Source organism: Myxococcus llanfairpwllgwyngyllgogerychwyrndrobwllllantysiliogogogochensis, from assembly GCF_006636215.1.
GTDB lineage: Bacteria > Myxococcota > Myxococcia > Myxococcales > Myxococcaceae > Myxococcus > Myxococcus llanfairpwllgwyngyllgogerychwyrndrobwllllantysiliogogogochensis.
Genome location: NZ_VIFM01000029.1, coordinates 1 through 13,952 on the forward strand (window position 1 = coordinate 1; position 13,952 = coordinate 13,952).

Here is a 13,952-nt window from a genome sequence, read left to right on the forward strand (position 1 = left end):
GGGCGGCTCTTCCTGAAGGGGCGACCTGGGGGTGGGTCCGGAGGGATTATCGCACCCAGGGCTTTCGGGGTTTCCTGCTCGCTGAGAATCGCGCGGGGAGTGCGGGTGCGGGTGACTCTGGAACCCGGCTTCACTCGGGCTTGTGGCAGGCTGCCGGGCCCTCTTCCAGCAAGGAGCTTCACCGTGAATCGCAGTGTTCCCACCCGGTTGGCCCTGGCGTGCGCGTTGCTGCTCATGCCCTTGGGCTGTGCGCATGTCGACCATGCGAGGGACGAGCAGGCCATCCGCCAGATGGTGGACGTGCAGACCCAGGCGTGGAACCGCCAGGACGCGGTGGTGTGGTCCCAGGACTTCGCGCCCGACGCGGACTTCATCAACATCGTCGGGACGCTGTACGAGGGCCAGCCGCAGATTCAGGAGCGCCACGCGGCCATCTTCCAGACGCTCTTCAAGGGCAGTCAGAGCAAGGTCACCATTCGTCGGGTCGCCTTCCCCGCGAGCGACGTGGCCGTGGTGGACACCACGCACGAGGTGACGGGGCATCAGGGCCTGCCTCCCGGCGTGCAGAACACGGAGCCAGGACTGCTGCGGACCCAGATGCGGTACGTGATGAATCGCGTGGGCGGCACGTGGCGCATCGTCGCGGCGCAGAACACCGACGTGAAGCCCCGGCCGTAGCGCGGGGAAGGTGTCGAGGCGCTCAGCTCACCGGGAGCCCGAGCGCCTTGATGCGTCGGTAGAGGTTGCCCCGGTCCACCTGCAACAGCCGCGCGGCCCCGGCGATGCTCTCGCCTTCGAGGAGCGCGGCGCGGATGAGGTCCCGCTCGAAGTCCTCCACGTGCTCGCGGTAGCTCTTCTCTCCGAGGCTGGGGCGCGCGGCTGTCGCGGGGGCCTGGGGCGCGGAGACTGCCTCGGGGCCGAGCGTCAGCGGTCCGCCGCCTCGCAGCAGGTTGAGCCGCTCGATGACATTGCGCAGCTCGCGCACGTTGCCCGGCCACGGGTACGCACGCAGCGCGGTCTCCGCGCCGGGAGCCAGCACCAGCGGTGCTTCCGGTCCGGCGAACTCGGCCGCGAAGGCGCGCGCCAGCGGGAGCAGGTCCTCGGGGCGCTCGCGCAGGGGAGGGATGTGCAGGGGCATGACGTTGAGGCGGAAGAAGAGGTCCTGACGGAAGCGGCCCTCCTTCACCGCGCGGGCCAGTTCCTGATGGGTCGCCGCGAGGATGCGCGCGTCCACGGGCACGGGCACCGAGCCACCGAGTCGCTCCACTTCGCGCGTCTCCAGCACGCGTAAGAGCTTGGCCTGGAGCTCCAGCGGCATGTCTCCAATCTCGTCGAGGAGCAGCGTGCCGCCGTGGGCCTGCTCGATGCGCCCCGCGCGTCGATTCACGGCGCCGGAGAACGCGCCCTTCTCATGGCCGAACAGCTCGCTCTCCAGCAGCGTGGCGGGAATCGCGGCGCAGTTGACGGCGACGAGCCGGCCCTTGCGTCCCGACGCCAGGTGCAGCGCCCGCGCGACGCGCTCCTTGCCTGTGCCTGTCTCGCCGGTGATGAGCACCGCCGTGTCGCTGGGACCCACGCGTGTGATGAGCTGCCGCAAGGCCCCCATGGCGGGGCTGTCGCCCACGAGATGACCGGGGCGCGCGAGCGCATCCAGCAGTCGCTCGCGTTCCTCCTGGAGCGCGCCGAGCGCCAGGGCATTGCGCAGCGCCGTGACGAGTCGCTCGGGGGACGGCGGCTTCTCCACGAAGTCCGTGGCGCCAAGCTTCAGGGCCTGTGCGGCCTCTGATGGTGACGCCTCGCCCGACAGCACGACGACGGGCACGGGCAGCGGACGCGGCAGCCGCGCGAGGAACTCCAGGCCCGTCTCGCCCGGCATGCGCAGGTCGAGCAGCATCATCGCGGGGAGGCCCTCGGGGGCTTCGAGGACGCGGGTGGCCTCGGCGGCGGAGCGGGCCTCCACGGAGGTGAAGCCCTCGTCGCTCAAGAGGCCGCGCAGGGCCTTGAGGACGCCAGGGTCGTCGTCGACGACGAGGATTCGGGGGCCGGGCTTCATGTCGTGGGCACGGGGGACGAAGGAGGGAGGAGGGGCAGCTCCACGCGCGCGAGCGTACCGCCGCCGGGCGCGGGCTCCAGTCGGAGCGTGCCGCCATGTTCGTGGGTGATTTTCTGGGAGATGGGCAGCCCCAGCCCACTGCCTTCGGGCTTGGTGCTGAAGAGACCGCGCGTGAGGGCCGCTCCCTCCAGCACGGTGGGCACGCCGCTGCCACCATCGGTCACGGTGATGCGCACGGCGCTCTCCGTCGCGGGCTCCAGCGCGACACGGACGGGTGGCGCGCCTTCGGGGGAGGCCTCGGTGGCGTTCTTCACGAGGTTGCCGAACAGCCGGCGCAGGCCGTCCGGGTCCGCGCGCAGCGAGACATCTGGACCGGGCACCAGCTCCACCGGCACGGGCGAGGTCTCCGCATACAGCGCGCAGATTTCCGAGAGCAGCGGGCGCAGAGGCACGTCCTGGAAGCGCGGCGCGGGCAGGCGCGCGAAGGTGGAGAAGCTCTGCGTCATCCGCATCAGCAGATCCACTTCCTCCTGGAGCAGGGCGACGGACTCGGTGACGCGGGTGGCGTCAGAGGGGGAGCCTGTGTCCGCGCGAGACAGCCGTGCGAGCGAGAGCTTCATCGCGGTGAGTGGGTTCTTCAGCTCGTGGGCGAGTGAGCGGGCGACGTCCTGCCACGCGGCGATCTGCTCGGCGGACTTGAGCCGCTCGCGCTGGGCGACCAGTTCCTGGCCCATGCGGTTGAACTGGCCCAGGAGGAACTGGAGTTCGTCGCGAGGCGGGTCCGTGGCGGGCAGTCGCATGGAGAGGTCGCCTCGTGCATAGGCCCACATGCCCTCGGTGAGCGTCGTCACAGGGCGGGTCAGCGCACGGCCGAGCAGCACGGCGGCCACCGCCAGCACGCCGCCCGATACGAGGACGAGGAGGGTGATGAACGCGGGCACGCGCCGCACCAGGGCCCGACGTGTCAGCTCCGCCTGGGCCAGATGCAGCCGCGCTTCATCCAGGGAGCCGCGAGGCAGGCCCCGGCGCTCCAGGTCCAGGGACACGTCATCCAGCACTGCTTCCACGGGAGCCACGGAGACGGACAGCACCCGCTCCAGCGCGCCCTGGGCCACGATGCCCAGGAGCACCAGTGGGACGAGCCCCGCGAGCAGCATCACCGCCAGCAGCCGGCGACGGAAGCGAGGGGGCGGGGGAGTCGAGGACATGGCGGACGCGGGTGGGCTCACGGCAAGAGGGCGACAGGCGCACTACGCGGGACGCGCGCCGCGCTTGCCTCGGGTTGTACCGCTCCGGCGGCCCGTCGCCCAACCTGGGCTTGAGTGCTGATAGCCTCACGGGCCGGATGCCCCGCTTCCTCGCGCCCTCTCAGAGCTGGTTGTTCGGTCCGCGCGTGGACCTCGCCGTCTTCGCCGGCAGTGCGCTCGTCTCCGTGGCCATGGTGCTCGCCGCGCCCTGGCTGGGGGCCGTGGGTGACACGCCTCTCTGGGCGTGGCTCCTGCTCGTCGTCTGCGTGGACGTGGCCCACGTCTGGTCCACGTTGTTCCGCACCTACCTGGACCCGAACGAACTGCGCCAGCGGCCCGGCCTGTATCTGGGCGCCCCCCTCGTCGCCTGGGTGGTGGGCGTGCTGGCCCACCACGTGTCACCGGGCGCGTTCTGGACGCTGTTCGCCTACGTGGCCTTGTTCCACTTCGTCCGTCAGCAGTACGGCTGGGTCGCGCTGTACACGCGCAAGGCGCGAGCCTCCGACGTCGAGCGTCGCCTGGACGCCGCCGCCATCTACGCGGCCACCGTGGGCCCCGTCGTGTGGTGGCATGCGAACCTGCCGCGCGCGTTCTGGTGGTTCGTGGAGGGCGACTTCCTCCCGGGCCTTCCCGCATGGATGGGCACGCTCGCGCTGGCGCTGCACGCGGTGGTGCTCGTGGCGTGGGTCGCCTTCCAGAGCCTGCGCGTGTCGCGCGGCGAGGGACTCCAGGTCGGCAAGGTGCTCCTCGTCGGCGCCACGTGGGTGACGTGGTTCGGCGGCATCGTCCTCGCGCGCGATGACTTCACCTTCACGGTGATGAACGTGGTGCTGCACGGCGTGCCGTACTTCGCGCTGCTGTTCCGCTACTCGCGCGGGCGCGGAGAGGAGGGCGGATATGGCGCCGCGGGCACCGTGCTGCGCGCGGGGCTGCCCGGCTTCCTCCTGTTCCTCGTGGCGCTGGCGTTCACCGAGGAACTGTTGTGGGACCGCTTCATCTGGCATGACCGCCCCGGCTTCTTCGGAGGCGCGGACGTGGGGCTCTCGCCGGACCTGCTGGCGCTGGTGGTGCCGCTGCTCGCGTTGCCGCAGGCCACGCACTACGTGCTGGATGCGTTCATCTGGAAACCGGGCCGCCAGCCCGCGTTGTTGGCCCGGCTCGGTTGGGCGCCGCGCTCCGTGCAAGAGGGTCCACCAATCGCCACCTCGCGCGATTCGACGATGGTCATTCGCGGAGGGAGTGAATAAGGGTCAGAGGCTCTATGCCTCGACTCCTGCTCGTCTCCAATCGTCTCCCTGTCACCGTCAAGGTGGAGAAGGACAGCGTCGCCGTGGTGCGCAGTGCCGGCGGACTGGCCACGGGATTGCGCCGACCCCATGAGCGCTCCGGCGGCCAGTGGATTGGCTGGCCCGGGGACATGTCCCGGCTGTCGGAAAGCCAACGGACGCGCGTGGAGGAACAGTTCGCCGAGCAGCGCTACGTGCCCATCCACCTCACCGCGAGCGAGGTGAGCCGCTACTACGAGGGCTACTCCAACCGGGTCCTCTGGCCGCTGTGCCACTACATGCTGGACCGCATCCCCCGTCAGGACCGTGACTGGGAGGTGTACCGCAAGGTCAACGAACGTTTCGCGGACCTCACCGCGAAGCAGTACCAGCCGGGCGACACCATCTGGGTGCATGACTACCAGCTCATGCTGGTGCCGGGGATGTTGCGCGAGCGGCTCCCCGAAGCCCGCATCGGGTACTTCCACCACATCCCGTTCCCCTCGTCGGAAATCTTCCGGACGCTGCCCCGCAGGGAGGCGCTGCTGAAGGGCCTGCTCGGCGCGGACCTCATCGGCTTCCACACGGTGAGCTACGTGCGGCACTTCTCCGGCTCGCTGTTGCGGCAGCTCAGCCTGGACACGGATGTCGACAGCATCATGTGGCAGGGGCGGCAGGTGCGGGTGGGCGCCTTCCCCATGGGCATCGACTCCGACTCCTTCGACTCGCTCGCGAAGGAGGTGAGCGTGCTGGAGGAAGTGGCCTCGCTGCGGCGCACCGCGGAGGGACAGCGCATCCTGCTGGGCATCGACCGGCTCGACTACACCAAGGGCATCCCCCGCAGGCTGCTGGCGGTGCAGCGCCTGCTGGAGCGCGAGCCCGCGTGGCGCGGACGCCTGCGGTTCATCCAGGTGGCCGTGCCCAGCCGCACCCAGGTGGAGGCGTATGCCACGTACCGCGAGCAGGTGAACGAGCTGGTGGGCCGAATCAATGGCCAGTACGGCAGCGTGCAGAACGTGCCGGTGCATTACCTCTACCGCTCCTTCAACGAGAAGCAGCTCGCCGGGCTGTACCGCGCCGCGGACGTCATGCTGGTGACGCCCGTGAGGGATGGCATGAACCTGGTGGCCAAGGAGTTCTGTGCCTCCCGGCCGGACGAGGACGGCGTGTTGGTGCTCAGCGAACTCGCCGGTGCCGCCGACGAGCTGAACAAGGCGCTCACCGTCAACCCTTACGACGTGGAGTCGACGGCGGACGCCATCGAGCAGGCGCTGGAGATGGGCGAGCACGAGCGCCGCGAGCGCATGCGCGCCCTGCGCGCGCAGGTGAAGGCCCACGACGTGCACTGGTGGGTGTCCCACTTCCTGGGCCGGCTCCAGGGGCTGCCCTCGGTCTCCGTGCGTGACGTCAAGGGCGGTGATGAGGCGCTGGAGGTGATGAAGTCGGCGGAGCGCCTGTCGCTGATGCTCGACTATGACGGGACGCTGGTGGGCTTCGCGCCCCGGCCGGAGCTGGCCGCGCCGGATGATGCCCTGCGGGAGTTGCTGGCGAAGCTGGTGGCGAGGCCGAACACCACGGTGAGCGTGGTCAGCGGCCGGCCCAAGGAGACGCTGGAGTCGTGGTTCGGGACGCTGCCCATGGGGCTGCACGCGGAGCACGGCCTGTGGTCCCGCTCGAGGCCGGGGGATGCGTGGCGGATGCTCGACGGGGTGACGGCGGAGTGGAAGGACGCCGCGCGCCCCATGCTCGATGAGTTCGCCGCGCGCGTCCCCGGTTCGTTCGTGGAGGAGAAGTCCGCGTCGCTGGCGTGGCACTACCGCCAGGTGGACCCGGAGTTCGGCGCGCTCCAATCCCGTGAGCTGCGATTGAAGCTGGCGGAGACCTTCGCCCGGCGGCCCGTGGACATCCTCCCCGGTGACAAGGTGGTGGAGGTGCGGCCTCATGGCGTGAACAAGGGCCGGGTCGTGGACGCGGTGACTCGCCAGTTGTCGCCCGGCACGCTGGTGGTGGCCGTGGGTGATGACCGCACGGATGAGGACATGTTCGCGGCCATGCCCGAGGGCGGGCTCACGATTCACGCGGGCAACAAACCCTCGCGCGCCACGTACCGCGTCAGCGGCCCGGAGGAAGTGCGCAAGTTGTTGGCCGCGCTCGTGGAGACCTGACCGCGCGGCCTCCGCACCCGGGGGCGACGTCGAGGCCGGGGCTCGACGGTTTCGTTGGCAAGTCGTAGGACATTCCACGAAATGCCGAGGAGTCGGGTGACAGGCTCCCTCTCCGCTGGTGTTCTGCTTCCGGGCCGGATTTTCACGGGGAGATGGAACATGGATGTCCCGCGCCGTGGTCTGCGGGTGGGTGCAGCGGTGCTGGTGGTGAGCTTCTCCGGGGCGGGATGTGGCCCGGGTGACGATGCCGTCGCCAACGAAGTGGAGACCAGTGAACAGGGCCTGGACTGGGAGCAGTCGCTCCTGGCCCCCCTGGACCGGGATGCGCTGCGGCAAGCCATCGCCGGCTTGCCGGACGCGAAGACGACAGCGGCGCAGGTCCGCATCAATGGCACCGCGGGACGCTGGCTCGGCGCGTCCGGTGTCGCGGATGTCCACGCGGGCACGCCCGTGCCCACGGATGCGCGCTTCCGCATCGGCAGCATCACCAAGACGTTCACCGCCACCGTGGTGTTGCAGCTCGCCGCGGAGCGCCGCGTGGACCTGGACCGCCCGGTGCAGCACTACCTGCCCGGGTTGCTGCCTCCCAACTTCGGCCTCATCACCGTGCGTCAGCTCTTGAATCACACGCACGGCCTGCCCAACGTCCCGCTGCCGTCCAAGGACCCGGAGTGGTTCTTCGACAACCGGTTCCGCCGCTGGTCGCCCCGCGAGCTCGTCGCGCTGGCGCTGCCACCCGGGCCCCGCTTCGTGCCGGGCACCCAGCAGGAGTACGGCAACATCGGCTACCTCGTCGCGGGGCTGCTCATCGAGAAGGTCACCGGCAGGCCCTACAGCCACGCGGTGCGCGACCGCATCCTCGCGCCGCTCGACCTGCGGGACACGTCCGTGCCCGGCAATGACCCGACGATTCCCGGCCCTCATGCCAGGGGTTACGAGGCCGTCACCAAGGCCGACGGTACGGTGCACCTGGTCGACATCACCGAGGCGAACCAGTCCATCCCCTGGGCCGCCGGGGAGATGATCTCCACCACGGCCGACCTGGACACGTTCCTCTCCGCGCTCTTCCGGGGCCGGCTGCTGCCACCCGCGCAGCTCCAGGAACTCTTCACCGTGCCGGACGTGCCCACCCTGGGCGGAGGGCGCGCGAGCTACAGCGCGGGCCTGACGCGCTTCGAGGTCAACGGCCTGACGCTGTGGGGCAAGAGCGGAGACCGGCACGGCTACAACAACGGCATGGGGGCCACGCGGGACTTGCGCCGGCGCCTGGTCTACTCCGTCAACACGCTGCACATGGGACAGGAGCGGCCGGCCATCGCCGACCGCATCGTCGCCACCACCTTCGCCGCCCGTTCCCCCCGTCCTTGAACGAAGCGAACGGCCTCCGCGCGCGTGAAGCGAGCGGAGGCCGCGGCGGATAACTACCGCACGAGGGACGCGGTGCGACCGCCGGGGCCCTGGATGATGACCCGGCGCGCGAAGGCGCGGTCCACGCGGCCGAGGAAGTCCCTGAACGCCGGGTACTCGTCCGCCTTCACGCGCGCGACGGAGAGCTTCACCTCACCCTCGGCGACGAGCTTGCCCTCCTCCACGCGGTAGGTGAGCTTGAGGCGGCCGAACGCGTTCGTCTCCTCCACCGCCTGCGGCAGCTCCGTCACGGACCAGCCCGCGGGCAGCGTGTAGCGCAGGTTGAAGCTGTTGACCCACGGGCTCTGCATCACCAGGTCGAACCGGCGCTCCGCCAGCGGGGCGAAGGCCTGCTGGTAGGTGCGGCCCGTGCCGAAGGGCAGGAAGCGCACCGCGTTGGGCATCACCTCCGCGTAGCGGGGGATGCTCATCCGGAAGTCCATGGACACGTCATCGTCCAGCTTCGTGGTGTCGCTCAGCGACACCTCGTTCACCGTCAGGCCGGGGAAGCTCTGCGCCCACGCCCGCTCGAAGGTGGACTTGCGCGTGGCCTCCGGACGGTACGCCCGGCGGTACTCCGGCGCGCTCTGGCCGCTCACCGTGCTGGCGCCCGTCACTTCCGCGCTGCCATCCGCGCGCAGCGCCACGTCCATCTTCAGGCCCGTGGCGTTGTCCTCCGCCCTGGCCTCCGGCGTGGTGAGGAAGGTGCTCTTGCCGTCCGGCTCCACCACCAGCACGTTGGCGACGCGGTCCGCGCTGGGCAGCTCCTTCGCCCCGTGGAACTCCGCCGTGCCATCCAGGTACAAGTCGAACTTGGGGACATACGCAATCGCGTGGTTGAAGGCCGCGAGGCTCGCGGGCTCCGCGTCCAGCGCGCCCAGGTTGCGCATGCGCAGGAGCACCAGCCGGCTGTCCACGCCCGCCACCCGCAGCATGGCGTGGATGAGGCTCGCCTTGTCCTTGCAGTCACCGAAGCGCCGCGACAGCACCCGGTCCACGCGGTACGGCTTGAAGCCGTGGATGCCGAACTCCAGCGCGACATAGCGCGTGTTCGTCACCACGAAGTTGTAGATGGCGCGCACCACCGCCAGCTCGTTCTTCCGGTCCACGCCCGTGAGCACCTGGTCCACCGTCTGCTTCAGCTCCGAGTTCGGCTGGAGCTGGTCCCTCACGAGGCCCCACCAGTAGCGGCCCACCTGGTCCCACGTCTGGTAGGTGGAGACGTGGAGGTTCTGGGCGACCTCCGCCCAGCCCGGCATGCCCGGCTCCGGCACCACCTTGGCCACGTGCTTCGCGTTCCAGCGGTACAGCACGCGCCCGCCGTCCACCGACTCCTGCGCGCTCTCCACGCCCTGCAGCCGGCTCTTGTTCCAGTAGAGCGGGCGCTCCTTGGGCATCTCCACCAGGTACTGGAAGCGCAGCTTGGGATAGACGCCCTGCACGCTCTCCACGTCACCCCAGTAGTCCGACAGGAGGTTCTCCTGCGCGGTGTCGTCCAGGCGGTACGTCACCTCCAGCGTGTCGCCGGCGGCCAGGGACGGGAAGGAGAGCACCTTGGCGCGGGCGTCGTAGTACATGCCCGTCCACGGCTCGTTGATGTTGCGGTCGTTCTCCCCGTAGCTCTCCACCACGGAGCCGTCCGTCTTCGTCACCCGGGCGCGCAGCACGCGCACCTCCTGGCGGTCCGGCGAGTAGGTGATGGGCATGGTGCGGAAGGCGTCCACGCCCCGCGCGTTCTGCACCTTCACCACCATCTGCATCAGCCGGCTGGACAGGCCGCTCTTCTGGACGTGCACGAAGGTGTTGTCGACCAGGTAGATGGCGTCCTCGTGGACGTACGCCTCGGCCTCCTTCGCCAGGGGCCTGGCGTCCACCACGTGCTGCATGCCGGCGCCGGCGCCCTCGCCCTTGAGGGCGCGCAGTGCCTCCTTCAGGCCGGGGTTCTGCGGACGCAGCACCAGCGAGCGCTCGAAGGCGGCCAGCGCGGGCTCCCGGCGGCCGGCGGCGAGCAGCGCGCGACCCTCGCGCTCGTAGACCTCCGGCTCATCCGGGGACAGGGCACGGGCCTCCGCGAACAGGGCCACCGCCGGCTCCACCGCGCCGTTGCTGGCCTTCAGCTCCGCGAGCCTCACGCGGGCGCCGTTGTCGAACGGGTTGAGGGCGACCAGCTGCGAGTACTCGCGCTCGGCGGCCTCCACCTGACCGGAGTCCGCCAGCAGCGCGGCCAGCGCGCGGCGCGTGCCGGTGTCGTCGAAGCGCAGCGCCAGCACCACGCGCATCCGGTCCATGGCCTCGCGATGGCGGCCGAGCTGCCGGGAAATCTGCGCCGCGGTCCGCACCGCGCGCGGCTGCCGGGGCTGATGGCGGAAGGCCTCCTCCACCAGCGCGTGCGCGCGCGGACGCTCACCCAGGGCCTCGTAGGCGCGGGCCAGCGCCAGCCGGGCGGAGGCCTCCTCGGGCGTCTTCTCCAGCACGGGCGCCACCAGCGCCATGACGCGCTCCGGGTGTCCGCGCTCCATCTCATGGTCCGCCAGGGCCACGCGGGCCTCGGGCAGCGTGGGGTCGGCGGCCACGGCGGCCTCCAGGAAGCGGCGGCGCTCGTTCAGGTCATCCCGCTGCAGGCTCGCCGCGAGCATCTGCAGGCGCGCGTCCTTGGGCGCGAGCTCCGCGGCGCGCGTGGCCTCCACCGTGGCGGTGTGCTCGCGGTCATCGAAGCCCCGGTAGAAGCCGAGCACCCGCGCGTAGTCCCCATGCAGGGTGGCGTCGTTGGGGTTCTTCTCCACCAGGGTGCGCAGCGCGGAGGTCAGCGTGGGCAGCGTCTGCGGAGCGGGGGCCGCGCCGCGCTCGATGGCGGGCGCCCTGGCCGGCAGCGACGCGCGCACGGACGGCGACTCCTGGCGCAGGTAGAATCCCAGCGGGCCGGTCTCCTGGCACACCTTGAGGAGCACGCGGTTGAGGCCCTTGCGCAGCTTCACGGACACGCGGGACTGGTCCGGGCGCGGCAGGTTGTAGCGGTCCTCCTTCGCGGCCAGCTGCCCGTTCACCCACAGGCGGAAGGCGCCGGAGGTGCCCAGGCCGAGCGCCACGCGCGTCTCCTGTGAGGACTCCAGCCAGGTGACGGCGTAGGCCACGGCCTCGCGGTTGGGGCGCACGGCGGTGGCCAGGTCCACGTAGCCGTCCGCGGTGGTCGCGGTCAGCTTGCGCCAGGACACCTGACGGCCCTTGGCGCCCGCGTAGTTGGCGGCCAGGTCCAGGTTGGCGGCCTCCGGGCCGAAGTCCGTGTCACACCCGGACTTGCCCTCGTTGTCGAAGCCGCCGACGACGTAATAGTCGCCGAGGAAGCCCATCCACTGCTTCACCTCGCCCGCGCGCGTCAGCCGGCCCCGGGCGCGCTCGGTGTCCAAGAGGAGCAGCTGCGCGGTGGCGCGCGTGTTCGCGTCGAACTGCCGCCGCGAGGCCACGTAGGAGTAGGTGCTCACCAGCGGCGTGAGGTCTTCCACCTCGTCCACCAGCGAGTGCAGCCGGAGGAGACCCGCGGCGCCCCGGGGCGAGGAGGCCTGCTTCAGCGCCTCGGCCGCGTACAAGCGGGCCGTCTCGTCCGCCGCGGGCCGGGCCTGCACCCAGAGGGGGCAGGTGAGCACGAAGACTGCGGCCAGCCATGTGAAGCGGGACATCCGTTCTCCTCGGTGCGACATGCGTGTAGGGCGAAGGCCCCGCGCATTCCGGGGCCGCCGACGCCGATGAACAGGCGGGCCCTTTGGGGCCTTCCCCTGCATGCGGCCCTGGATGGCGGACAGGCAACCGAAAACGTCACCCAGCGTGCGGAGGGGAACGGGGTAGGTGCGGGTGGGTTTGGAGTGGCGCGGGGCAAGTCAGGGGCTTGGGGTCTCGAAAACCCCGCCTACACTGCGGTTCCCGGCGCCCCCGAGGAAGCCCCTGGAGCGCCCGACTTCGTCCTCACACCCCCCGGAGCCCCATGCGTCGTCTCGTCATCCTGCTCACCGCGCTGAACCTCATGGCCTGTGCCCACGGAGGGAGCGCCTCGGAGCCTGCTGCTCCGGAGGCCGCCTCCGCGAAGCCCCCGGCACCCAAGCCCGTCGCCACGCCGGAGGCGATGAAGGCGGCCTCCGAGGGGTATGCGCTGTCCCGGAAGGGCGACAACGCGGGCGCGCTGGCCCTGTTCCGGACGGCCTGGGAGGGCGGGGCGCGGGGCAAGAGCCTGGCCTACACCGCGGCTTGCGTGGCCTCCCTCGCGAAGGTGAACGAGGAGGGGCTGGTCTGGTTGGAGCGCGCCGTGGACGAGGGCTTCAATGACGCGAAGCACCTCGCGAAGGACCCGGACCTGGACAACCTCCGGAGCCTGCCTGGCTTCGCGCCGCTGGCACAGCGAGTCGCCGCGGCCGACGCGAAGCAGTACGAGGCCGCGGACCCGGCGCTGCGCGACGAGCTGCTGAAGCGCGCGGACGAGGACCAGGACGTGCGCAAGCTCCTCGTGGCCTCGAATTTCAAGGACGAGGCCGTCAAGACGAAGATGCGCGAGGTCGACGCCAGCAACACCGCCTTCCTCAAGGACGTCATCGCGAAGCGGGGCTGGCCGGGCAAGGCCCTGGTGGGCGCGCGCGCCACCTTCAGCGCGTGGCTGATGGTGCAGCACGCGGACCAGGACGTGGCGTTCCAGGAGCAGGTCCTGCCGATGCTGGAGCAGGCCGTGGCGCGAGGCGAGGGGTCGGCCAAGGAGCTCGCGTACCTCACCGACCGGGTGCTGGTGAACACCGACAAGCCGCAGCGTTACGGCACCCAGTTGGAGCCGGTGGACGGGAAGATGGTGCCCAAGCAGTTGGAGGACCCGGCGAACGTGAACGCGCGTCGCGCCGCCGTGGGCCTCGACTCGGTGGAGGAGTACATCCAGAGCGTCGAGCGGATGAAGGCCGCGATGAACAAGCCGTAAGCTCGCGCGGGCCCTAGAGCACGACGCCGAAGTATTCCGCGAGCGCCCGCCGGCGAGAGTCCTCGTCCAGCACGGTCAGCTCGCGGCGCTCCTTCCCCTCGGTGATGACGAGGGCGCCTTCCTTGAGGGTGACGCGGCCCTTCGGCGTCGCCTTCGTGCACAGCCGTCGCTGCGTGAAGATGGACTCCGGCGAAGTCTGGTGGTGGTGGCACATGCCGGTGAAGTCCTCCAGCGCGCGCGGGACGAGGGAGAGCGCGTACTGCGCCTCCCAGCCCTGCTCCGAGTCGCGCCACAGCAAGAGCCCCGCGCCGTCGGCGGCCAGCCGGTAGTCGCGTCCGGCGCGTGTCTGCACGCCGCGCTCGTCCAGGCGCAAGGGCTCCAGGAAGCCCTCTCCGAAGCCGACGTCGACGAGCCACTTCTCGCCCCCGTCCTCCACCTGGAGCGTCAGGTGGTCGAACTCCGGGCCGAACGTCCCGTCCCTGGCGTCGGAGGCGACACGCGCGGACAGCGGCGTGACGCGGTAGCCACGCGCGGTGAGCAGCCGTGAGAACAGGCCGTTGAGCTCGTAGCAGAAGCCGCCGCGGCGGCGGGTGACGACCTTGTCGAAGAGGGCGTCCGTGTCGAGCCGGATGGGGCGGCTCAGGTGGATGTCCAGGTTCTCGAACGGCACCGACTCAAGATGCGCCCGGTGCAGCGTGGCCAGCGACGCGTCGGCGGGGGCCTGGATGCGTTCCATGTATCGCGCGGCGTCGAACATGGCGCATGTCTAGCGCGGTCCACCCGGTGGGTGGAACGGGCTTTCCGGACGGGGCGTTGTCGGCCTGACGCGGCGGGAGGCTCCCTCCACCGACGAGGGAGCCTCTGCGG

9 protein-coding genes are annotated in these 13,952 nt (G+C 70.7%); 5 read left to right on the forward strand and 4 right to left on the reverse strand.

All coding sequences use genetic code 11. The features are described 5' to 3' along the window. Window positions 1-183: 183 nt before the first annotated feature. Complete coding sequence (locus FJV41_RS09855; protein ID WP_371746186.1) at window positions 184-678, forward strand: SgcJ/EcaC family oxidoreductase; 495 nt, start codon at window positions 184-186, stop codon at window positions 676-678. Between the two features lie 22 nt (window positions 679-700). Here the strand turns inward: FJV41_RS09855 and FJV41_RS09860 are convergent, their stop codons facing one another. Then, window positions 701-2,053, reverse strand: a complete 1,353-nt coding sequence (locus FJV41_RS09860; RefSeq protein ID WP_141642185.1) for a sigma-54-dependent transcriptional regulator — start codon at window positions 2,051-2,053, stop codon at window positions 701-703. Then, window positions 2,050-3,261, reverse strand: coding sequence for a sensor histidine kinase (locus tag FJV41_RS09865; RefSeq protein WP_141642186.1), 1,212 nt, complete (start codon window positions 3,259-3,261; stop codon window positions 2,050-2,052). The genes FJV41_RS09860 and FJV41_RS09865 overlap by 4 nt, the downstream gene beginning before the upstream one ends. Window positions 3,262-3,398: 137 nt before the next feature. Here FJV41_RS09865 and FJV41_RS09870 point away from each other — a divergent pair, with 137 nt between their 5' ends. The 3 genes from FJV41_RS09870 (at window position 3,399) to FJV41_RS09880 (ending at window position 8,098) form a co-directional block, all read left to right on the forward strand. Next, on the forward strand, window positions 3,399-4,547 hold the full coding sequence (locus FJV41_RS09870) for a hypothetical protein (RefSeq protein ID WP_141642187.1): 1,149 nt from the start codon (window positions 3,399-3,401) through the stop codon (window positions 4,545-4,547). 14 nt (window positions 4,548-4,561) lie between these two features. Further along, entirely contained in the window at window positions 4,562-6,730 is a 2,169-nt protein-coding gene (locus tag FJV41_RS09875; protein ID WP_141642188.1) for a bifunctional alpha,alpha-trehalose-phosphate synthase (UDP-forming)/trehalose-phosphatase, read from the forward strand. Window positions 6,731-6,889: 159 nt separating this feature from the next. Continuing rightward, entirely contained in the window at window positions 6,890-8,098 is a 1,209-nt protein-coding gene (locus FJV41_RS09880; RefSeq protein ID WP_141642189.1) for a serine hydrolase domain-containing protein, read from the forward strand. 53 nt (window positions 8,099-8,151) lie between these two features. On the opposite strand, the gene FJV41_RS09885 is transcribed toward FJV41_RS09880, so the two are convergent. Continuing rightward, a complete protein-coding gene (locus FJV41_RS09885; protein ID WP_141642190.1) occupies window positions 8,152-11,811 on the reverse strand; it encodes a DUF3857 domain-containing protein in 3,660 nt (1,219 codons plus the stop codon). A gap of 302 nt (window positions 11,812-12,113) precedes the next feature. On the opposite strand from FJV41_RS09885, the gene FJV41_RS09890 reads away from it, so the two are divergent. Beyond that, window positions 12,114-13,085: a DUF6624 domain-containing protein gene (locus FJV41_RS09890; RefSeq protein ID WP_141642191.1), complete on the forward strand. Its 972-nt coding sequence runs from the start codon at window positions 12,114-12,116 to the stop codon at window positions 13,083-13,085. A gap of 13 nt (window positions 13,086-13,098) precedes the next feature. On the opposite strand, the gene FJV41_RS09895 is transcribed toward FJV41_RS09890, so the two are convergent. After that, a complete protein-coding gene (locus FJV41_RS09895; protein WP_141642192.1) occupies window positions 13,099-13,842 on the reverse strand; it encodes an arylamine N-acetyltransferase family protein in 744 nt (247 codons plus the stop codon). Window positions 13,843-13,952: the final 110 nt, after the last annotated feature.

Excerpts from the sequence above, each read along its gene's own strand:
- FJV41_RS09860 (WP_141642185.1), bottom strand. The coding sequence starts at position 2,053 with ATGAAGCCCGGCCCCCGAATCCTCGTCGTCGACGACGACCCTGGCGTC.
- FJV41_RS09865 (WP_141642186.1), bottom strand. The coding sequence starts at position 3,261 with ATGTCCTCGACTCCCCCGCCCCCTCGCTTCCGTCGCCGGCTGCTGGCG.
- FJV41_RS09870 (WP_141642187.1), top strand. The coding sequence starts at position 3,399 with ATGCCCCGCTTCCTCGCGCCCTCTCAGAGCTGGTTGTTCGGTCCGCGC.
- FJV41_RS09875 (WP_141642188.1), top strand. The coding sequence starts at position 4,562 with ATGCCTCGACTCCTGCTCGTCTCCAATCGTCTCCCTGTCACCGTCAAG.
- FJV41_RS09880 (WP_141642189.1), top strand. The coding sequence starts at position 6,890 with ATGGATGTCCCGCGCCGTGGTCTGCGGGTGGGTGCAGCGGTGCTGGTG.
- FJV41_RS09885 (WP_141642190.1), bottom strand. The coding sequence starts at position 11,811 with ATGTCCCGCTTCACATGGCTGGCCGCAGTCTTCGTGCTCACCTGCCCC.
- FJV41_RS09890 (WP_141642191.1), top strand. The coding sequence starts at position 12,114 with ATGCGTCGTCTCGTCATCCTGCTCACCGCGCTGAACCTCATGGCCTGT.
- FJV41_RS09895 (WP_141642192.1), bottom strand. The coding sequence starts at position 13,842 with ATGTTCGACGCCGCGCGATACATGGAACGCATCCAGGCCCCCGCCGAC.